Below are 18,716 nucleotides of genomic sequence, written 5' to 3'. Positions count from 1 at the left end.
AAAGGGAAGATCCGACTCGTGCCGCATTTGTTGCCATTTGTGATGGACGTCCGGAGTGCCGACGCACGATAGTGCAGGGAGTCTCGACTGGCCCACGGAGGTTCCCCCCGCCATGCGTATCACCAGGCCGCTCACCGCCCTGGCGGCCGTCTCGATAGCCGTTCTGACGACAACCGTTCCCACGGCACCCGCCACCGCCGATGTCGGCGGCGCCACCGTGGTGCCGCTCCAGGTCACCGGAACCCCGGACAAGCGGTTCAACCTGATCATCATGGGCGACGGCTACACCGCGGGCGAGCAGGCCGCGTTCGCCGCCGACACCGACCGGCAGCTCAACGTGATGTGGTCCATCGAGCCGTACAGGTCCTACCGCAACTACTTCAACGTCTACCGGGTGGACATCGTCTCCGGCGAGTCCGGCATCAGCTGCGACCCCGGCCTGGCCTCGGGGAGGAAGAACACCCCGCTGAGCATGGGGTTCTGGGGCGGCTGCAACCCCGCCAGCGTCCAGCGGCTCATCACGATGAGCAACTCGGCGGCCAACTCGTACGCCAACCTGGTGCCCGGGACCAGCGGCGCGAACCGGCAGGTCCTCGCCCTGGCCAACAGCGGGACCTACGGCGGGGCGGGCGGCGCCTACGCCACCTCCTCGGGCCACAACTCGATGTCGGCCCTCATCGCGCCGCACGAGATCGGCCACTCGCTGGGCGGGCTGCAGGACGAGTACACCTACTACACGCGCGGCGTGGAGGGCGGCACCTACACCGGAGGCGAGCCCGGCTCCGTACACCACACCCTGCTGACCGAGCAGGAGATGAAGGACCAGCGCAAGAAGTGGTGGCGCTGGCTGGGCGAGCCGAGCGAGGCCGGCGGCGTCATCGGCCGCCACGAGGGCGGCCTGTACTTCGGCAAGGGAGTCTGGCGGCCCAGCGAGCACTCCATCATGAGGACGCTGGGCTACTACTACGACCAGGTCAGCCGCGAGGTGATGACCCAGAAGATCTCCGCCAAGGTCGGCCTCATCCAGGACGGCACCCCTGCCACCTCTCCCGTCGGCGCCGACCGGGTGCTCTGGGTCGAGCCGCTGCACCCCAACAGCCACTCGCTCACCACCACCTGGAGCGTCGACGGCGCCGACCTGCCGGGCGACCGCACCGCGCTCGACCTGCGCACGCTGGACCTGCCTCCCGGTACGCACACGGTGAAGGCGACCGTCGTCGACCCGGGCGACTTCGTACGGGACCCCGCCATCCGTTCCGGCGCCCTCACCGCGACCCGTACCTGGACGGTGGACACGACCGTGACCACCGTCCCCGCCCCGGTCGAGGCGGGCCTGCTCTCCTCCACGCCCACCAACCAGGCCGTCGGCCACGACGAGGTCGTCCACGTCGAGACCACCCACCCCGACGACGGCGTCCCCGCCGTCACCTGGACGCTGGACGGCACGCGGCTCGGCGACACCGACGGTGACCTGGACCTGGGAGGACTCACCCTCACCCTCGGCAACCACACCCTCACCGCCTCCCACGGCGACGACACCCGGTCCTGGACCGTCGACAACACCCTGCCCACGACCGGCTACGAGCTCTCCGCGCCGCTGGTCGCCTCCGCCGACGCCCACGTCTACAACGGCCCCTTCACCATGAGGCTCACCGGCGGCGACGACCAGGACGGGTACGTCGTGCACGAGTCCCGGGTGGACGGCGACGGCTGGTTCAACTACTTCGGCTGGCCGACCTCCGCCGACCTGCCGTGGACGTTCAGCGAGAGCGGCACCGTCATCGACAGCCTCACCTTCGGCAGGCTGCCCCGAGGCAGGCACACCGTCGAGTACCGTTCGATCGACCCCAGCGGCAACCACGGCGCGGCCAAAAGCTTCACGGTCACCACCCTCGCGCCGCCACCCGCCTGCACCACCACGGTCACCGGTACGAGAAACGGGACGCTCGCGGTCCGCTCCGGCGTCACCTGCCTGAACGGCGCCCGGATCAACGGCGGGGTGACCGTCGGCCCCGGCGCGTCCCTGGTGGTGAACGGCGGCAGCGTCAACGGGGCGATCGCCTCGTCCGCCGCCGCCGAGGTGCACCTGCTCAAGACCCAGGTCAACGGCGCGGTCGTCGTCTCCGGCACCACCGGCCGGCTGGTCGTCGCGGGCTCCGAGTTCAGGGGCGCGGCGGTGCTCACCGGCAACACCACCGCCGACGCCCTCGTGGTGACGGGCAGCAGGATCCGCGGCGCGCTCTCCTGCTCCGGCAACACGCCCGCGCCGTCCGACGCCGGGGTGTCCAACCACGTCACCGGCAGCGGCCAGTGCGCCGGTCTCGTCGACGACCCGCGCTCCAGGACCCGGGTCGAGCCCTACGAGGCCGTGGTCTCCAGTGACGTCCCCGAGAAGGGCCGGGACCAGCACCACCACTGACGCACGTGACGACGGGACGCCTCCTCAGGGGGCGTCCCGCGACGGCGGCCGTCACCCCACCGCGGGAACCAGCGTGAGCCCGTGGTCGGCCGTACGGCGCGCGATCTCGAACCCCGCGCGGGTGTAGATGCCGAGGGCTCCGGTCGGGTTGTCCGCGTCCACCCCCAGCCCCGCCGTGTCGTACCCCTGCGCGCGGAACTCGCCCAGCGCGTGCGCGAGCAGCGCGCTCGCCACCCCGCGCCCGCGCCACTCGCGCGAGGTGCCGATGATCTGGATCCACGCCTCGCGGACCCCGGTCGCCTCGGTGTCGGCCTCGAAGTAGTGGGTGAGCAGGACGCCCACGCTCTCCCCCGACGCGTCCAGCGCGACGAAGGAGCCCTCCGGCCGGAACACCCGCACCCCGACGATGTTGCTCCGCCAGGACTCCGGGGTGTGCTGGACACTCCCCCAGTGGTCGGCGAACGAGCGGTTGCGCACCTCCCGGGCGGCGTCCTCCAGGTCGTCGCGATAGGTGACGATCTCCACCCCCTCAGGGGGCGAGACCTCCGGCAGCTCGCCACCCAGATCGAGGGTCATCCCGTAGAACCACCTGACCGGCTTCATCCCCGCCCCGGTGACCAGCGCGAGCAACCCCTCGTTGCGGCTGTCCACCTCGACGTGGAGTTCGAGCGGATGCCCGGAAAAGCGGCGCTCGTGCAGCACCGGGGTGTTGGCGATCGCCCACTCCAGCAGGTGGCCTCCCAGTCCCCTGCGCCGGTGGCCGGGACGCACCCCGCCCCACAGGCTCATCCGGTGGACCGGCTCGGCCGCGGCCCGGCTCATGGTCATCCCGTACGCGACCAGCCGGCCGGACTCCCACGCCCCCAGCGTGCCCTCGACGGGGTCGAGCAGCGGGTTGGCGAGATCCTCGGCGAGGTCGTCGGGAGTCTGTCTCCCCCCGACCTGGTCCACCTCGTCGATCGCCGCCAGCAACTCCGCCCACGCCCCGACGTCGTCCTCGGTCAGCGGAGCCCACTCGAACGTCATGGTGTCGAGCGTAGAAGCGGGCCTCTCCACGCGGCGACCGGTTTTCCGGCGCGCTCCCCGCCCGCCGGGACGTGCCCGGCCGGTCGGGGCGGCGTCCTCAAAGAGCGCGCAGGCACGGTCGGCGAAGGCAGTTCGGACGACCTCCTCGGCGGCGTCCTCAGAGGGCGCGCAGGCCCCGGTCGGCGAAGGCGATCAGCCACTCGAAGCTCTCGTCGACGTCGGCGCTCCACTGGAAGCCGTTGGCCGACTGCAACGTGGCGAAACCGTGGCAGAGGCTGCGGAGCGTGCGCAGGGCGGGGGTCACGTCGGGCTCCCTGATCTCGTAGCCGCGCAGGACCGCCGTGAACGCGCCGAGCAGCCGCCCGCTCGCCACGGCCACCGGATCGTCGGGGCCGGACGGTTCCATGCCGATCGTCGCGGCGTACCGGCCGGGGTGCTCCAGGACGAAGGCGCGGAAGGCTCGCGCCGCGGCCGCCAGGGCGTCGCGGCCCGCGTACCCCTGGACCGCGCCGCCGACGGCGTCGGCTGCCTCGTTCAGCGCCAGGACCGCGATGCGCCGGTTGAGGTCCTCCTGTCCGTCCACGTGCTTGTACAGGGACGGGGTGCGCACGCCCAGCCGCTCGGCCAGCGACCCCATCGTCAGGTTGGCGAGGCCCACCTCGTCGGCGAGGGCGGCACCGGCCGCGACCACGGCCGCCGGGTCGAGGCCGACCCTAGGCACGGGCGGCGTCCGATCGGAGGAAGCCGAGAATGAGCGAGACCACCTGGTCAGGGTACTGGTCGTGCGGGTAGTGCCCGGCGCCCTCGATCATCTCCAGGCGGCCGAGGCCGGACGGCAGGGCGTCGACGATCGCCGAACCCTCGGCGTGCGGGTCGGCCCAGTCGGGGTCGAGCGTGCCCATCACGACCAGCACCGGGCAGCGGACGTTGCCGAGCTGCGCGCCGGCGTCGACCGGGGCGCTGCGGCCCATGGCCTGCATGGCCTTCATCCGGCCCGGCTCGCGCATCAGGGAGTCGACGCGGCCGAGCCGCTCGGTCCAGTCGGCCGGCTTCACGCCCGGGTAGGCCACGTCGAGGTAGGAGCGCCAGAGCGGCACGCTGCCGAGCACGCCCGCGCCGAGCAGCCGCAGGATGCCCCGCCGGAAGCGCCTCACCCGCAGGTCGCCGAGGCGGATCGACTGCTTGCGGGTGAACGGCCCCAGCTCGACGACCGCGGTGACCAGCGAGGGCTCCCGCGCCGCGGCGATGGTGGCGGCGCCGCCGGAGATCGAGTGACCGACGATCACGGCCGGGCCGCCCAGGTGGCGGATCACGGCGAGCAGGTCGCCGGCGATGGCGGTGCGACTCCACTCCGGCCAGTCGACGCTGGACTCCCCGCAGCCGCGCAGATCGACCGCCGCGACCCGGTACCCCGCCGCCACCAGCGACGGGACCGTGAAACGGTACGCGGCGCGGCTGTCGCCCATCCCGTGCGCGAGAACCACCAGCGGGCCGGAACCCGTCACCTCGTAGGCGATCGTGCCGCCGTCGACGGCGAGGTACTCGGTCATGACATCCTCCAAGTTTGGCTAACGCTGTTAGCCAAAAGCTAAAGCAATTAGCCAACCCTGTCAACAACGGGACCCCGGCGCAGCCAGAGGAACCAACAAACATCCTCAGCCGGAATTCCGGCCGGAAAGTGACCGGAATTCTCCTTAGGGTCGATCTCGAAGGCCGTACACGACCTAAGGACCCAGGAATGATCACTCGTGAGATCCGGCCGGCCGCGCGGGTCGCCGCCCGGCGGGAACACCTCGGCACCCGGCCGGGCGACGGCCGCCTCGTCCACCCGCCGACGGTCGTCAAGGGCGGGATCGAGGACGTGCCGCGGGCGTCCCTGTCCCTGTTCCAGATGTCCTCGGCGGGGCTGTCATGACGGCCCTCTCGCGCAGGACCCTGAACCGGGCCCTGCTGGATCGCCAGTTCCTGCTGGCCCGCACCGGCCGCACCCCGCTGGAGGTGATCGGGCGCCTGGTCGCGCTGCAGGCGCAGGAGCCCAACTGGCCCTACGTCGGGCTGTGGAGCAGGATCCACGACTTCACCCACTCCCGGCTCACCACACCGCTGCAGGAGCGCAAGGTGGTCCGCTCCGGCCTGCTCCGTAGCACCCAGCACCTCGCCACGGCCGACGACTACCTCCGGCTGCGGCCGCCGCTGCAGCCCGTGCTCGACCGCGCCGCCCGCTCGGCGTACTTCGCCCGCAACAGCGCGGGCCTGGACACCGCCTCGCTGGTCGCCACCGGCCTTGGACTGCTGGCGGGCGGTACGACCCCGCGAAAGGAGCTGGCCCGAGGGCTGGCCGAACGCCATCCGGGCCGCGACGGGCGCGTACTCGCCGGAGAGGTCGAGCTCAGAGCCCCCCTCGTCCACAACCCGGCCACCGGCGCGTGGGGCTCCTGGGGCACCCGGCCGGCCGTCTCCGTCACGCCCGCCGAGACCTGGCTCGGCCGGCCCATGGCCCCGGCGACCGTCAAGGACCTGATCCGCCGCTACCTGGCGGCGTTCGGCCCGGCCTCGACCATGGACGTACAGGCCTGGTCCGGCCTGACCCGCCTCGGCGAGATCGTCTCCGGCATGCGCGCCGAACTGCGCCACTACCGCGACCCCGACGGCAGGGAACTGTTCGACCTGGCCGACGCGGAACTCCCCGACCCCGACACGCCCGCGCCCGTACGCCTGCTGCCCGCCTTCGACAACGCCCTGCTCGGCCACGCCGACCGGACCCGCGTCATCGGCCACGAGGACCGAAAGCGCGTGATGCCCGGCCACGCACGGGTACTGCCCACCTTCCTCGTGAACGGCCTCGTGCACGGAAGCTGGTCCCTCGAAGGCGGCACCCTGCGCCTCACCCCGTTCCGCCCGCTGTCCGCGACCGACCGGGCGGCCCTGGAGGAGGAGGCGGAGCGCCTGCTGCCGTTCGTGGGAGGCGAGAAGGTGTCCTGCGGCGACCCGACGTCCTGAGCCTCCCTTCTCCGGCGTCGACCGCCGCACGGGCGCCCGCCGTGACCCGCCTTCGAGAACCGCGCCCAAGAACGGCCGTCACCGGGGCCCCGCCGCGTTCAGGCCGCCTCCGGGTTAGGGTGCCGCTGTGGATCTTGACGTCATCCGGCGCGGTATCGACGCGCTCCGCGAATACGACACGGACCTCGGCCTCTTCGGCGCCCGCGAGCACCGCTACCGGTTCCGGCCCCCGCTCGACGAGGCCACGCTGGAGGACGTCGAGACGCGGATCGGGGTGCGCCTTCCCGCCGACTACCGCACGTTCCTGACCCGGCTCGGCAACGGCGGCGCCGGCCCGTACTACGGGGTGCACGGGGTGCGGCCGGACGGCTCCTGGACGCGGTTCGGCCCGTTCCCCTTCACGGAGGAGTGGGAGCCGCCCGCGGACGACGAGGGTTACGACAACGCGATGGAAGCCGCCTTCGAGGGGCTGCTGCCGGTCTCCGAGCACGGCTGCGGCTACCGCTCCCACCTGGTCGTCAACGGCCCCCGGCCTCGGGCCAGGTGTGGGGCGACTGGACATGCGTCGGCGAGGCGCTCGCCCCGCAGGCCGAGTCGTTCGGCGCGTGGTACCACGACTGGCTGGAGGTCTCGCTGCGCGAGGTGCTGGGCGAGCGGATCGAGGCCACCGTGCGCGACGAGACCGGCTGGAGCGTCGACCGGCGGCTGCTCGGCCTCCTTCCGCCTCCGCTCGCCGACGGTGACGAGCAGCCAACCGTGAAGGTCCTGCGGCTGGCCCGCCGGATCCACCTCGCCCTCTACGAACGCCGCGACGGCGACGCCCGCGACCTCCTCTCCCGGGCCCACGCGGTCGGCGCCGGCGGGGACCACGAGGCCGTACGCCTCGCGCTCGCGGAGGCCGTGTTCCTGCGCGAGGAGGGCCTGATCGCCGACGCCCCGCTCGGAAGAGGACTCCGATCGGCGGGCCACCCACGCCCGGCCGACCGCACCCCCGTCGCGCTACGACTCCGCGCCGGGCGCCTGGCCTGGGAGTGCCGCCACTGGGGACACCCCACCGACGCGCCCCGCTTCGACGCGATCACCACAGGCTGACCTGGCTGCGACGACAGTCCCTGGCCGTACGCTCCGCGGTGTCGTCCTCAGCAGGTCACCCTTTGAGGTGGATCCGCCCGGAGAACGCCCCCCGCTCGGCCCGCTTGGCCTCCGCGACCTTCTCGATGTCCGCCCACTCGTACCCGTGCACCGTGGCGACGGCCCGCAGCACTTCGAGCACGTCGGCGATCTCCTCCGCCACCCCGGCCGCCGGGGCCTCGCGAAGCTCCGCCGCCTCCTCGAACAACTTCTCCAGCAACGCCTCGCGATAGTCCGCCTCCCCGAGAACGGTCACCACCGGCTCCCCGCCACCGGCACGAATGATCTCCGGAATCCTGTCCCGCACGAGTTTTCCCACGTCAGACCACTCCTTCGCGCATACATCGCAACTGACATCCCCGTAAATGGACCGCACCCAGAAGTGTCACTCATTCATCCAACGCCGCGATAGCCGATGTGATCAGCGCGCGAGCGCCGGAACCGTAGACCGCCAGTTCGGCGAGCGCGGCGAACACGTCACCGTACATGGCGATCTCTCGCGGCTGGGTGATCGTCAAGTGCCCGGACACGAGCTCGACCGTCACCTCCGCGTCGTCGAACATCCAGAACCCCTCCACAGGCCAGATGTTCGAACGGTCAGCGCCGAGCGGAATGATGCCCAGCGAGACCGTGGGAAGCGCACCCACCGTGAGCAGGTGTCCCAGCTGGCCCGCCATGACCTCCGACCCGCCGATGGGATGGCGCAGGACGTTCTCCTCCAGAAGAACGGCGAAGCGACGGGCTCCTTCACGGACGACGTTCTGCTTGTCCACGCGGACCTGCACGGCCGCTTCCACGTCATCCGGAAGAGATCGCCGTCGCATGATCGCGGTCAACACGGCCGCGATGTAGGAGCGAGTCTGCAAGGGCCCCGGGACCACCCGGGGAGAGTAGATGCGGAAACGCTGCGTTCGTTCCCACAGGGGTAACACGGCCTCCTGGGCGAGTCGCAGACCGGTGCGTTCCATCTGCCGCCACTCCACGAACATGCCCTCGACGGCCCGTAGCGAGGCGACCAGGTCAGCGATCTGGTCGCCGGCGTCGCACTGCTCGCACCACGCGCGGATGTCACCGGCCGTGGGAGCCTGCCTGCCGTGTTCTATCTTGCTGACCTTGGAGGAATGCCAACCGGTCAGATGCCCAAGAGCGCGCCCCGAAAGTCCCGCATCAAGACGGATGCCTCGCAACTTCACACCGAGGGCTTCGAGCGCTTTGTGCGCGCTGGAGGACGAGGAACGCATGATCCGTTACTGGTCAGACGGGCCGGTAGTCGCCATGGGGAACGGCCCGCTCCCACACCGCCTCGAACGCCTTGACGCAGAACCTCACGAGATCCGGATCGGTGAAGGTCTCCGCCCCCACCTTGTCACCGTCGCCACTGAAGTGGCTGACCAGCAACGTCTCCTCGTCGAACAGCCAGAAGTCGTTACCGGGCAACGCCAGACCGGTGGTGCTGTGCCGGGGCAACCAGCGCACCTGCTCCCCCGCACGCACGTTGGGAAAGGTGACATCGTATTCGTACCGGATGTACTGGCTGAGAGGTTCGGACACGATCCGGGCGCGCCGCATCTCCACACCGCGAGCGGTCGCGTCGACGACGTTCCGCAGCCACGGCCGCCACCAGGAAGCCCGATCGTCCGGGTCGATCCGGTGACCGGCCTGCCAGGCACGGTAGTCGGGATCGTCGAGCATGTAGCCGTCACGCATCTCCAGATGCAGGGCGGAATGTGCGCACACGCGTAGCCACTGCTCAAGCGTCCGCCCGACCGCCACCGTTCACCTCCGGGAAGAACCGCATCATGCGCTTGGGGAACCGGATCAGCGTCTCCCCGTCGGGGATGGGACCGACACCGAGAGCGGCCGGATCGGCCACCACATACCCCTGAAGGACATACTCGCTGGTCTCGGTGTCCTTCCATTCCATCTGTGGGTACTGGAGTCAGTCCCCGACGCAGGAGATAGCGTTCGGTTCATGACCGAGAGTCAAACGGCCGTATCGCCCGCTGATCACCCCGGATCTCCCTTCACTCCTGAGAGCACCAAGACCACACTCCTACGAGCATGCGCACGAGTTGGACTTGATCCGTCGAACGCCCGGTTGATCCGGATCGGGGAGAACGCGGTCTATCGCCTGGTTTCACCCGTGGTCGCGCGCATCGGCCGGACGGCGGCGTACATGGATGATGCTCGAAAGGAAGTCGCGGTAGCCCGCTGGCTGGCCGTCGAGAGCTTCCCTGCCGTTCGTGTACTCCCTTCCGATCAGCCTCTCGTCGTGGATGGACGCGTCGTCACATTCTGGGAGTCCGTCTCCGAGGTAGAGGACTACGCCTCGCCCGCCGAGTTGGGCACCCTGCTCGCCATGCTCCACAAGATGGGAGCACCGGCAAAATTACGGCTTCCCCGGCTGGATCCTTTCTCGCGAGTGGAGCACCGGATCGCGGGCAACGACTGGTTCAGCCCCGAGGACGCCTCGTTCCTGCGCGGGCGGCTCGCGCAACTGCGCGATGACTACGCGGCCCTGAGCTTCGAGCTTCCCCATGGTGTGATCCATGGGGACGCGAGCGTGGGCAACGTCATCCGCGACCGTGCGGGCCGCCCGGTGTTACTTGACCTGGACGGTTTCGCGTTGGGCCCTCGCGAGTGGGATCTCACCCTCACCGCGATCTACTACGACCGCTTCGGCTGGCACACCGCTCAGGAGTACGACGCCTACACGCGGGCTTACGGCTTCGACGTGATGCGCTGGCCCGGATACCGGGTCCTGGGCGATGTCCGGGAGTTTCTCATGGTCACCTGGCTCGGCCAGAAGGCCGGTCAGGACGAGCGAGCCGCTTTGGAGGTAGGCAAGCGGATTCGAGCGTTGAGGACCGGCGCCGGACGAGACGATTGGGAGCCTTACTGAGCCATCGTCATCTGCTGCCACAGGGAGAAATTCGCAGCTTGTTCGTAGAAGTCTCCGAGCTGCGCGGAGGTGACCGCTGGGGCGAGCCGTACCGAGAAGTTGCGAAGATAGCTCGTACAGCGGGCCGAGCGTAGCTGCTCGCCGCATCTCAGCGCGTCCAGCGCGATCGTGCATGCCTGCTCTGCCTCCCCCGCGCCAAGGTGCGCGTCCGCGAGAACCATCGTTGCGAAGAAGTCGCTACGCAGATATTCGCCGTCCCGGCCGTTCCTGACGCACGGGGTCACGTATTGGTTGGCCGCTGCCGAGCGTCCCAGGTCACGAAAGCAGTGGCCGAACTCGGCGGCGAGTTCGGTCTCGTCGAAGTAGCCGATCCAGGCCGGGTCATCGTCGGGATTCCGCCGCTCGAATTCCCGTGTGGCCTGGGTCAGAGCGCGATCACAGGCAGGGGCGTCGCCCAGACCTGCCAGCGCTCGGGCCTCCATCGTGTGGAAGTGCGCGGTCATCGTCGGGGTGGCCACTCCTGCTGTTCCCTGGCGTGCTGCTCGGGCCAGGTTGACGGCTTCGCGGTATCGGCCGACGAAGGTGGCCTGGTGGCTCATGGCATCGAGAACGCCGGCGGCCAGCAGTCGGTCGCCTGCTGCCTGGGCCAGTCCGAGAGCTTGAATGAAGTAGCGCTGGGCCAGAGCGTGCAAGCCACTGTCATATGACATCCAGGCCGCCAGGAGGGTGGCTTCGGCCACTGCGGAGATGAGGTGAGGGCTTTTCCTCTCCGAGGTCCGGCTACCCAGGAGACGGGTGGCGTCCGTATTCAGGTAGTGAACGAAAGAGCGTCGCGCATGCTCACCCCCGAACCGGTTGTCCATCTGTGCGAACAGGTCAACCGTGACACGGAATCGCGCGATTTCGGCCTCACCTATTCGATTTCCTTTCTCATCGACGGACAGCGGCATCGCAAGGAGCCAGGCCAGGGAAGCGTCACTCCATGCTCGTGCGTGAATCTGTCCGTTGAGTGCAACCGATGCCTCGTCGAGGTCGGCCTGCCACAATTGCATGACCGTCTCCATCCCTTCGGCCGACGCTTCGGGATAGGACAACCCCAGATCCACAGGTAGCTTGGCCGAGGATGTCAGACCGGCGTCGGAGAGGGCGATCGTACGTCCCAAAGTTCGGCTCAACGTCGCGATGATCAGCCCGGCGGTGTCAGCGCGAGGCTGCATACCGTTCAGCCATCGACTCACCGACGTGTGATCGCAGTTGATGGGAGTCCCGGCGCTCTCCGAGGAGTCTCGGATCGTTCGAGCAAACGATTTACGAGAAAACCCGGCTTCTTTAATAAGTCGGGCCAATCGGTCATTTGACACTTGCTCCGCCACTCCCTCTCCTTCCGAGTGCACATCTGCGCCCCCTTGCGCGCACTGGGGAAAGCCCTCAGAAGGACGCACCCTTGTGTCGTCCAGTCAAGCGGGGATTACCGGCCCGGTCTACGGCAACGCGAAAAGAAGGGATGGCATGAACCAGTGAATTTCTCTAATTCCCGGCCGTCCATGGATGGATCTCCAAACAAAGATCCTCTTACCTCGATGAGACACGGCGACAATCTCGCCCAGCCCTTCGATGAACGCGGCAAACCGTTGGGACGCTTCCGGATGACCGCCTGGTGCCTGCCTCCCGGTAGTCCGGCCCGGCGGGCGCGGGAAGTGTTCCGCGAGCAGTTGTCCAAACCGTCCCTGGACCTGGACGTACTCGACGAGCTGGAGATCGTGGTCTCCGAGCTGGTCACCAACGCCGCCCGCTACGCCCCCGGCCCCTACGAACTTCGTTTCCTGTACGACCACGGCCTACCTGTTCGCACCGAGGTTGTCGACGCCGGAGCCGGGACCACTCTCATCGAGCACCTGCTGAACCGCCCCCCGGACATTCCCGAGCGCGTCGACGACCTCGAACTCGGCGGCCGGGGCCTGCGCATCGTCGCCGAGCTCACCCACGGCCACTGCGGCACCCAATGGACCCGCCTGTGCGGGACCGGTCAGCTCGGCACCGGGGTCTGGTTCGACCTGCCGGCCGGGCAAGACTTTCCAACCTCCGGGCAGCCGGGATCGTCCCCCGATCCCCGCTGAGCCCGGAGCCGGTCCACGCCGACGGCTCCCCCGTGCCGAGCGTGGACCGTGCAGAAGGCCGGCGTCCGCGGACCTGGTTCCCCCTCGTCCGGGACGCCGGCCTCCTCCACACCGGATACGTCCGAGACCTGCTGACTCCGACCGACGACCACGAAGTCCAGCGCTCACGACGAAGCGGCGGCACCTGACCCGCACCTGGAAAACGAGGTCAGGGCTTCGACGGCCTGCGTCACGTAACCGGCCGATGACAGCTCGAGCAAGTTCATGACGCACTCGCGCAGCGCGCGGAAGGATGACGCCGGACGACTGTACGCACGGTGAACTTCGGAGAGCCACGCATGTCGCAACACGGCTATTGGCGCGTATCTGACGGCACTCCCGTGGCGGCGGCGGAGGCCCGGGAGATCTGGGCCCGTGAGGCCTACCCCTTGCTCGTCGATGTGGCGCGCACCTATCACGCGGTCATCACCTACAAGGAACTCGCCGAGAGAATCCAGGAGAGCACGGGTATCCGGACCAGGACTCTGCTCCACAACTGGATCGGAACCGTTCTGAGCAAGGTGGTCCGGGAGGCTCATCGCCGCGGCGACCCGCAACTCACCGCTCTGGTGGTGCACACCGATGACGGCATGGTGGGCGAGGGCTACAAGGAAGTTCTTGAGGTTGCCGGGGAGCCACCGGCGGACAGCGTTCCAGATCGCGAGCAGCACGCCGCCCGCGCCCGGCTGGAGTGCTACCGGCGCTTCGGTGCCGCTCTGCCCGCCGATGGCGGCGTTCCCGCGCTCGCCCCGCTGTATCAGGCGGCCATCGAGCGCCGACGCGTACGCGCGGAGAGTCCTCCCCGCATCTGTCCCCGCTGCTCCGTACAGCTTCCTTCGACCGGTACTTGCGACTCGTGCGACTAGCGACGGCTGAGCGGCCGGCCCTCGGTCAGTCGTTCGCGCATGACAGAGCCTTGTCGGCTTCCTCGGCGACGCGGACCGGCGAGTCGCAGGTGTTCGTCACCTCCGGCTCGGTGTGGAGAGGAAGGATCCCGGTTCAGTTCCGCTCGGCGATGATCTTCCGGTGGTAGTCCAGATGCTCTTGGCCGATCTCGTGGTTCTCGGTGACCCGGAGCCGGCCGAGCGAGACGCCGGATCCCGTGTCCGTCATCGTGAGGTCCGCCTGGATGGCGATCATCCCCCGGTCGAACAGGACGTGATGGTTGGGGCAGAGGCAGAGCAGGTTGCCGGGCTCGTCGGGGCCGTTGTGCGGCTTTCCGAGCGGGCGGATGTGGGCTCCCTCGGCGTAGAAGCCCCGGTGGAGGGCGAGACGGTCGCCGCAGATCTGGCAGTGGAAGTCGTGCGCGCGCTTGATCTGGTCGGCGAGCAGGGAGTCGCGGACGACGCGCTCCACGACGGCCTCGCGACGGCTGGTCGGAGGGGACATCGCGTCCAGCCCGACCCTGGTGAGAAGCCTGTTGTGGTCGACGCCGTGAAAGTACGCGCTGAGCAGCCTCACGACGATCCGGGCCCGGATGTCCTCGTGGTCGGTGACGATCTCATACGCCCACGGCCGCAGGCCACTGTCCGGCTCACGCTCTTTCATCCACTTCTGCGCGTGCCGACCACTGGCAGCCGGTACGTCGGCGTGGCCGGGCAGGTCCCAGAGGCCGTGGTGGTGGAGCCACAGCACGGGGAACTCCGGGTTGGGCCGGTCCTCTTCGAGACCGAACTCCTCGATGAGCCGCCCGAGCTCGCGGTAGGTGCTCTCCCACCGCCGCAGGCGTGGCTTACCCTGGGCCGCGCGGCCGATCGCCCAGAGCAGGGTCAACGGCTGGTGCCGTTTCTGCGCACCGGTCGCGGGAGACACGGCGGGCTTGAGCGACTCGACCTTCCGCATGAGGTCTTCGATGGAGGACACCTCGACAATTTGCCCCGGTTTCGTCATCTCAAAGCCCAGATCTCCTAGCACCCGGGCTACGGTGGCGTTCCCCCCGGAGAACTCGTCGGGACGCAGGGGCCTGCCGTCGACTTCCCGGTGGGCGACCCCGGCGATCGCCTTGGAGTCGTACCGTTTGCCGTCGTGGACGAGGAAATAGCCGATGGCGGGGCGGTAGCCGTACAGCTCGAGAAAGGCGTCACGGCCCAGCCGGTCGAATTCGTCGATGGCGGCGAGCACCATCTCACGCCGAAGATCGGAAAGCGCCACCCCGCGAGCCTATATGTCGACTTAGCGCGAACCGATGCGATTTCAGAAGGCTCGTACGTCCCTGTCTCATAGCGGCCGGCAGAGAGACCTTCACGCTAACTGTCAGTGGCTCCTGGTTCTGTAGGCCGTACAGATTGCGGGATTGGTCATGAGAGGTGGCGGCGAGCATGAAGCCGATGAAGGACGAAGAAGGTTTCTGGGGCCTGGTGGAGGCGGCCTGGGCACCGCTCGGGGTGGACGTCGACCAGGCCCGGCAGGCGCTGACACATCGGACGCCCGGCCTTGACGAGGACCTTCACGGCGAGCCACCGCTCGCCGTGGTCGAAGCCGCTCTGGAGGAGTTCCTGGGTAACCTCGGCTCCCTCGCCGAGGGGTTGTCCGGGGACGAGCTGACAGATCTTGACCGGGTGGTCGAGCGTAAGCTCTATGACATCGACCGCGCGGACATCCAGGCGGTCACCGACGGTTCCGACGACGGCTTCCTCTACGCACGTGGCTTCGTCGTCGCGCTGGGCCGCGACTTCTACGCCGCGGTGGCCGAAGACCCGAAGAAGGCCGTGCCGGATGCCGAGTGCGAGGAGATGTGTTACTTCTTCGCCCACCTGCACCACGAGCGCTACGGAACGTTCCCGGACACCGGATCGAAGATCTCCCGCGAGTCGTGCTCGAACCCGGCCGGCTGGCCTGGCTGAGACCCGCCGCCTGCCCTGGCCACCGCCGTCGCCCGCCTGATCAGGCGGGACCGACGCCGGAGATCTGGTAGCGGAGCACCTCGGCGTCGCGGACCATCGACGTCTGGTCGTCGCTCGGTCCGGAGGATCGGAAGGCGTCGAGGCTCTCCTCCGACTCCCAGCGCTCGTGGACGTTGATCCGGCCGGCTTCGACGAGGTCTGCGCCGAGTGCGAAGTCGAGGCAGCCGGACGAGGCGCGGGCCTGCTCGACCACGCTGACACAGCCTCGCAGGTAGGCGTCACGGGCGTCCGGGTCGACACTGATCCAACCGGAGATGATGATCACGCCGTCACTGTACGGTCCGTCACCGACAGAATCACCGTCGTACGAAATGGAATGGGGAAAGCGCCCGCTCCCGGAGGGGCGGGCGCTTTCAGGGGGTCACTACTCGTCCACCACCGGGCTGCCGGGGCGGCAGCGGGTGGGGAGGGGGTCGACGTTGCAGCCGGTGAGGATGCGGACGATCTGGGGGTCGTGGTCGCTGGCCTGGTCGGAGAACTCGGCGTTGATGTGGACGACGCCGTAGGAGTAGCCCTTGATGGCCGGGCTGATGAGGATGTGGTCGAGGACCTGGGAGTTTCCGTCGAAGATGTAGCTGTAGCGCTGGTCGGCGGGGAGGGTGTCGATCAGCGTCTTGAGGAGGGTGCCGTTCTCGGTGAGGGTGTCGAGGACGGGGCTGAACTGGTAGTCGTTGATGTCGCCCAGCACGACGACGGCGGCGCGCCCGGCGCTCTTGACGGAGAGGTCCTTGACGAAGTCGCGGACCTCGGCGGCCTGCTTGATCCGCTGGACCTCGGTGCTCCGGACGGGAGGCTGCACGGCCGCGCTCAGCGGGGCGTCGCCGCCCTTGGAGTTGAAGTGGTTGGCGACGACGAACAGCTGCTTGTCGCCGTCGTAGAGGAACTCGCCGACGAGCGGCTTGCGGCTGGAGGTCCAGGCGTCGCTGGCCGGGTCGATGCGGCCGGGTGAGACCGACAGGGAGACCTGGTTGCTGGTCGGCCGCTCGCGGACGACGGAGACGGCCGTGTCGGCGTCGCCGCCGGGGCGGTCGACGAACGTCACGCGCGCGGGGTTGAACAGGAACACCTGGCGGATGTTGCCGCCCGGCTCGCCGCCGTCGGTCCCGTTGTTCGGGTCGACGGAGCGCCAGTCGTACGTGGGTCCGCCCGCGGCCTGGATCGCCGCGATGAACTTGGCGACGGTCTCGTCGGCCGCGACGACGCCGTTGTTGACGGCGCCGTTGTTGTCCTGGATCTCCTCCAGGGCGAGGATGTCGGGCTTGCCGAGGTTGTCGACGACCGCCTCGGCGAGCCGTGCGAACTTGGCGGCCGGGTTGGTGGCGGCGAGGTTCTCGACGTTGTACGTCGCGACGGACAGGTCGCCCTGCTTCTTCGGCGGGAGCACCTTCTGGCGCTTGAGCCCGCCCTCGGTGATCGTGCCGAGCTGGGTGGCGAGCAGGACGTAGCCGCCGAACGACTGGTAGTCGAGCGGGCCGGTGGTCCCGGCCGCCAGCGTGGAGCCGACGTTGGCGGCGGGCACGCCGCCGTTCAGCGAGAGGATCAGCAGCCGCCCGCTGTTCGGGTCGTCGTACCCCTTGTAGACGACACCGCCGCGCGGGGTCGGGTTCTGGCCCGGCTTGAGCGTCACCCAGAGCTCGGAGAACGCCGTGTTGACCGGGCTGACCAGGCGGGTCTCCTGGGCGACGGTGATCCGCATGCCCTCGTGGATCTCCAGCCAGTCCAGCACGTACGAGGACGGCTCCAGGGGCTGGGCCTCCAGGCTGCCGCTCTTGGTGTACGCGTCGGGGAAGGCGACGGGGACGGGCGCGGGCAGCGCGTTGCCGCCGCCGAGCCTGACGGTGCTGATCGCGCCACCGAGCTCGGTGAGGGTCTGCGCGCCGGTGGCCGGGCGGTACTCGGTGACGCGGCCGGAGACCAGGACCGAGTCCCCGATGACGACCGTCGGCGACGTGGAGCCGGTGAAGACGAAGAGGCCCTCGCTGGTCAGGGGGTCGGCGTCGGCGGACGGGTCCTGGAACCAGAAGCCGCGCGAGTTGCCCGTCACCCGGACGGCGGTGACGATGCCCGGGACGTTCGTGACGTTCTGCCCGACGATCGGGGAGATCCGGCCCGAGCCCTGGATGTCGTGGATGCGAGTGTTGCCGGGGGTCGGGTCCTCGGGACCGCCCGGGTCGCCCGCGGTGACCGTGGTGCCCGCGGAGTTGGTGGCCTTCGGCACGCCGGAGACGAAGTCGACGGCGTTGTTGTCGGTGTCGGTCATCGCCCCGGTGCGGGCGTCGGCCGTGGTGTTGGTGAGCGCGGGGGCGGCGAGGGTCTCGACGTTCGCGGTCGCGCCGTAACCGACCAGGTCCTTGACGTTCGGAGCGGTCCAACACGAGATGCCGCAGCCCACCAGCGGCGTCTGGTTGGTGACCAGGGCGACGACGCCGGAGGTGCCCGACATGGGGATCGAGCCGGTGGCGTCGGGGGTGGGCAGCGAGACGGAGCCGCCCGCGCCCGCGGCCTCCTGGACGAGGTACCTGCCGTTCGCGGGGATGCTGCCGGTCAGCCCGGTGACCTGGAAGACGGTGCCCGCGGCGGAGGCGTACTGGACGCTCCAGCCCGAGACGTCGACGGGGCTGCCGGTGAGGTTGGCCAGCTCGATGTAGTCGTTCTTGAAGACCGCTCCGGAGTTGCCGCCGCCGCCGTACACGGCGGAGATGACAACGTCGGACGAGAGGGCGTTCGCGGTGCTGGGGGGCAGTGCTGTCATGGTCGCCGCGACCACCAGCGACAGACTCGCGGCCGTGATCAGCCGACGCACTCGGGGAGGTGCCACAGGAGGTTACTCCTAGATCGATTGAGTTCTACCCAGGAGCATGATGCTACGTATGATCAGCCAAAAGAGTCTTTATCGTCTATTTACCTATTCGACGAAAATGTTCATTGAGTCTTCCGTGAGACGCCAGCGCCACCCGGCCCCGGAGGAGCACCTTGCCGACCTGCCGGTAGCGCTCGGGCGCGGGTTGGCCGCCACCGAAGAGCCCGACTTCGGCTCTCCTGTCCGGTTGATGTCGATGACGGAATGGCAGCTCTCCGGAGTCACCGACACGCGTCATGCGACACAGGTCAACCTGTACCCGTGACGGCTGAAGCAGAGGCCATGGAGCACGGTGACAGGTCACGTGCCAGGCGTACAG

Annotated in this window: 20 protein-coding genes and 1 pseudogene; 10 read left to right on the top strand and 11 right to left on the bottom strand. The window is 69.0% G+C overall.

What is annotated here, in order from left to right:
- The first annotated feature begins 112 nt into the window (after window positions 1-112).
- Window positions 113-2,419, top strand: coding sequence for a M64 family metallopeptidase (locus ACFYWM_RS14320; RefSeq protein ID WP_389913868.1), 2,307 nt, complete (start codon window positions 113-115; stop codon window positions 2,417-2,419).
- A 51-nt stretch (window positions 2,420-2,470) separates the two neighbouring features.
- On the opposite strand, the gene ACFYWM_RS14315 is transcribed toward ACFYWM_RS14320, so the two are convergent.
- From ACFYWM_RS14315 to ACFYWM_RS14305, 3 genes are all read right to left on the bottom strand, one after another.
- On the bottom strand, window positions 2,471-3,445 hold the full coding sequence (locus tag ACFYWM_RS14315; RefSeq protein ID WP_389913865.1) for a GNAT family N-acetyltransferase: 975 nt from the start codon (window positions 3,443-3,445) through the stop codon (window positions 2,471-2,473).
- 157 nt (window positions 3,446-3,602) lie between these two features.
- Complete coding sequence (locus ACFYWM_RS14310) at window positions 3,603-4,166, bottom strand: TetR/AcrR family transcriptional regulator (protein ID WP_389913861.1); 564 nt, start codon at window positions 4,164-4,166, stop codon at window positions 3,603-3,605.
- On the bottom strand, window positions 4,159-4,995 hold the full coding sequence (locus ACFYWM_RS14305; protein WP_389913858.1) for an alpha/beta fold hydrolase: 837 nt from the start codon (window positions 4,993-4,995) through the stop codon (window positions 4,159-4,161). Before ACFYWM_RS14305 ends, ACFYWM_RS14310 begins: the two co-directional genes overlap by 8 nt.
- Window positions 4,996-5,183: 188 nt before the next feature.
- Here ACFYWM_RS14305 and ACFYWM_RS14300 point away from each other — a divergent pair, with 188 nt between their 5' ends.
- The 4 genes and pseudogenes from ACFYWM_RS14300 (at window position 5,184) to ACFYWM_RS14285 (ending at window position 7,537) form a co-directional block, all read left to right on the top strand.
- Entirely contained in the window at window positions 5,184-5,360 is a 177-nt protein-coding gene (locus ACFYWM_RS14300) for a hypothetical protein (RefSeq protein WP_389913855.1), read from the top strand.
- Window positions 5,357-6,445: a winged helix DNA-binding domain-containing protein gene (locus ACFYWM_RS14295; protein WP_389913852.1), complete on the top strand. Its 1,089-nt coding sequence runs from the start codon at window positions 5,357-5,359 to the stop codon at window positions 6,443-6,445. The genes ACFYWM_RS14300 and ACFYWM_RS14295 overlap by 4 nt, the downstream gene beginning before the upstream one ends.
- A 127-nt stretch (window positions 6,446-6,572) precedes the next feature.
- Window positions 6,573-6,932: pseudogene (locus ACFYWM_RS14290) on the top strand (SMI1/KNR4 family protein); the annotation flags it as partial.
- A gap of 56 nt (window positions 6,933-6,988) precedes the next feature.
- Window positions 6,989-7,537 (top strand): hypothetical protein, encoded by a 549-nt coding sequence (locus tag ACFYWM_RS14285; RefSeq protein ID WP_389914456.1) that lies wholly within the window; start codon window positions 6,989-6,991, stop codon window positions 7,535-7,537.
- A 55-nt stretch (window positions 7,538-7,592) separates the two neighbouring features.
- Here ACFYWM_RS14285 and ACFYWM_RS14280 read toward each other — a convergent pair whose 3' ends face one another.
- The 4 genes from ACFYWM_RS14280 to ACFYWM_RS14265 all read right to left on the bottom strand — a co-directional run bounded on the left by ACFYWM_RS14280 (window position 7,593) and on the right by ACFYWM_RS14265 (window position 9,500).
- Complete coding sequence (locus tag ACFYWM_RS14280; RefSeq protein WP_389913849.1) at window positions 7,593-7,895, bottom strand: nucleoside triphosphate pyrophosphohydrolase; 303 nt, start codon at window positions 7,893-7,895, stop codon at window positions 7,593-7,595.
- A gap of 70 nt (window positions 7,896-7,965) precedes the next feature.
- A complete protein-coding gene (locus ACFYWM_RS14275; RefSeq protein WP_389913846.1) occupies window positions 7,966-8,817 on the bottom strand; it encodes a helix-turn-helix domain-containing protein in 852 nt (283 codons plus the stop codon).
- A 13-nt stretch (window positions 8,818-8,830) separates the two neighbouring features.
- Window positions 8,831-9,313: a DUF6879 family protein gene (locus tag ACFYWM_RS14270; RefSeq protein ID WP_389913844.1), complete on the bottom strand. Its 483-nt coding sequence runs from the start codon at window positions 9,311-9,313 to the stop codon at window positions 8,831-8,833.
- Window positions 9,314-9,326: 13 nt separating this feature from the next.
- Window positions 9,327-9,500: a hypothetical protein gene (locus ACFYWM_RS14265; protein WP_389913841.1), complete on the bottom strand. Its 174-nt coding sequence runs from the start codon at window positions 9,498-9,500 to the stop codon at window positions 9,327-9,329.
- A 48-nt stretch (window positions 9,501-9,548) separates the two neighbouring features.
- Between ACFYWM_RS14265 and ACFYWM_RS14260 the strand changes: the two genes are divergently transcribed.
- Entirely contained in the window at window positions 9,549-10,478 is a 930-nt protein-coding gene (locus tag ACFYWM_RS14260; protein ID WP_389913839.1) for a phosphotransferase enzyme family protein, read from the top strand.
- Here the strand turns inward: ACFYWM_RS14260 and ACFYWM_RS14255 are convergent.
- Window positions 10,472-11,851 (bottom strand): hypothetical protein, encoded by a 1,380-nt coding sequence (locus ACFYWM_RS14255; RefSeq protein ID WP_389913836.1) that lies wholly within the window; start codon window positions 11,849-11,851, stop codon window positions 10,472-10,474. The genes ACFYWM_RS14260 and ACFYWM_RS14255 overlap by 7 nt on opposite strands.
- 207 nt (window positions 11,852-12,058) lie before the next feature.
- Here ACFYWM_RS14255 and ACFYWM_RS14250 point away from each other — a divergent pair, with 207 nt between their 5' ends.
- Together ACFYWM_RS14250 and ACFYWM_RS14245 are read left to right on the top strand one after the other, a co-directional pair.
- Window positions 12,059-12,595: an ATP-binding protein gene (locus tag ACFYWM_RS14250; protein WP_389913833.1), complete on the top strand. Its 537-nt coding sequence runs from the start codon at window positions 12,059-12,061 to the stop codon at window positions 12,593-12,595.
- Window positions 12,596-12,912: 317 nt separating this feature from the next.
- Window positions 12,913-13,500, top strand: coding sequence for a hypothetical protein (locus ACFYWM_RS14245; protein WP_389913831.1), 588 nt, complete (start codon window positions 12,913-12,915; stop codon window positions 13,498-13,500).
- Window positions 13,501-13,633: 133 nt separating this feature from the next.
- Here ACFYWM_RS14245 and ACFYWM_RS14240 read toward each other — a convergent pair whose 3' ends face one another.
- A complete protein-coding gene (locus tag ACFYWM_RS14240; RefSeq protein WP_389913829.1) occupies window positions 13,634-14,785 on the bottom strand; it encodes an HNH endonuclease in 1,152 nt (383 codons plus the stop codon).
- A gap of 176 nt (window positions 14,786-14,961) precedes the next feature.
- On the opposite strand from ACFYWM_RS14240, the gene ACFYWM_RS14235 reads away from it, so the two are divergent.
- Complete coding sequence (locus tag ACFYWM_RS14235) at window positions 14,962-15,477, top strand: DUF4240 domain-containing protein (protein ID WP_389913826.1); 516 nt, start codon at window positions 14,962-14,964, stop codon at window positions 15,475-15,477.
- 40 nt (window positions 15,478-15,517) lie between these two features.
- Here the strand turns inward: ACFYWM_RS14235 and ACFYWM_RS14230 are convergent, their stop codons facing one another.
- Both ACFYWM_RS14230 and ACFYWM_RS14225 read right to left on the bottom strand, forming a co-directional pair.
- Complete coding sequence (locus ACFYWM_RS14230) at window positions 15,518-15,802, bottom strand: putative quinol monooxygenase (protein ID WP_389913823.1); 285 nt, start codon at window positions 15,800-15,802, stop codon at window positions 15,518-15,520.
- Window positions 15,803-15,901: 99 nt separating this feature from the next.
- Window positions 15,902-18,355 carry a lamin tail domain-containing protein gene (locus ACFYWM_RS14225; RefSeq protein ID WP_389913820.1) on the bottom strand — a complete coding sequence of 818 codons (2,454 nt, stop codon included), beginning with the start codon at window positions 18,353-18,355 and terminating at the stop codon, window positions 15,902-15,904.
- 52 nt (window positions 18,356-18,407) lie between these two features.
- Between ACFYWM_RS14225 and ACFYWM_RS14220 the strand changes: the two genes are divergently transcribed.
- Window positions 18,408-18,662 (top strand): hypothetical protein, encoded by a 255-nt coding sequence (locus ACFYWM_RS14220; RefSeq protein WP_389913817.1) that lies wholly within the window; start codon window positions 18,408-18,410, stop codon window positions 18,660-18,662.
- Window positions 18,663-18,716 lie beyond the last annotated feature (54 nt).

This window comes from Streptosporangium sp. NPDC002721 (genome assembly GCF_042888905.1).
Lineage (GTDB): Bacteria > Actinomycetota > Actinomycetes > Streptosporangiales > Streptosporangiaceae > Streptosporangium.
The sequence above is the reverse complement of the archived record's forward strand: the minus strand, read 5'-3'. Positions and strand labels throughout refer to the sequence as shown.

Bases quoted from the DNA above. Each gene is read 5' to 3' on its own strand.
- ACFYWM_RS14265 (WP_389913841.1), bottom strand. From the start codon at position 9,500: ATGGAATGGAAGGACACCGAGACCAGCGAGTATGTCCTTCAGGGGTAT.
- ACFYWM_RS14315 (WP_389913865.1), bottom strand. From the start codon at position 3,445: ATGACGTTCGAGTGGGCTCCGCTGACCGAGGACGACGTCGGGGCGTGG.
- ACFYWM_RS14305 (WP_389913858.1), bottom strand. From the start codon at position 4,995: ATGACCGAGTACCTCGCCGTCGACGGCGGCACGATCGCCTACGAGGTG.
- ACFYWM_RS14260 (WP_389913839.1), top strand. From the start codon at position 9,549: ATGACCGAGAGTCAAACGGCCGTATCGCCCGCTGATCACCCCGGATCT.
- ACFYWM_RS14220 (WP_389913817.1), top strand. From the start codon at position 18,408: ATGATCAGCCAAAAGAGTCTTTATCGTCTATTTACCTATTCGACGAAA.
- ACFYWM_RS14320 (WP_389913868.1), top strand. From the start codon at position 113: ATGCGTATCACCAGGCCGCTCACCGCCCTGGCGGCCGTCTCGATAGCC.
- ACFYWM_RS14300 (WP_389913855.1), top strand. From the start codon at position 5,184: ATGATCACTCGTGAGATCCGGCCGGCCGCGCGGGTCGCCGCCCGGCGG.
- ACFYWM_RS14275 (WP_389913846.1), bottom strand. From the start codon at position 8,817: ATGCGTTCCTCGTCCTCCAGCGCGCACAAAGCGCTCGAAGCCCTCGGT.
- ACFYWM_RS14235 (WP_389913826.1), top strand. From the start codon at position 14,962: ATGAAGGACGAAGAAGGTTTCTGGGGCCTGGTGGAGGCGGCCTGGGCA.
- ACFYWM_RS14295 (WP_389913852.1), top strand. From the start codon at position 5,357: ATGACGGCCCTCTCGCGCAGGACCCTGAACCGGGCCCTGCTGGATCGC.
- ACFYWM_RS14250 (WP_389913833.1), top strand. From the start codon at position 12,059: ATGAGACACGGCGACAATCTCGCCCAGCCCTTCGATGAACGCGGCAAA.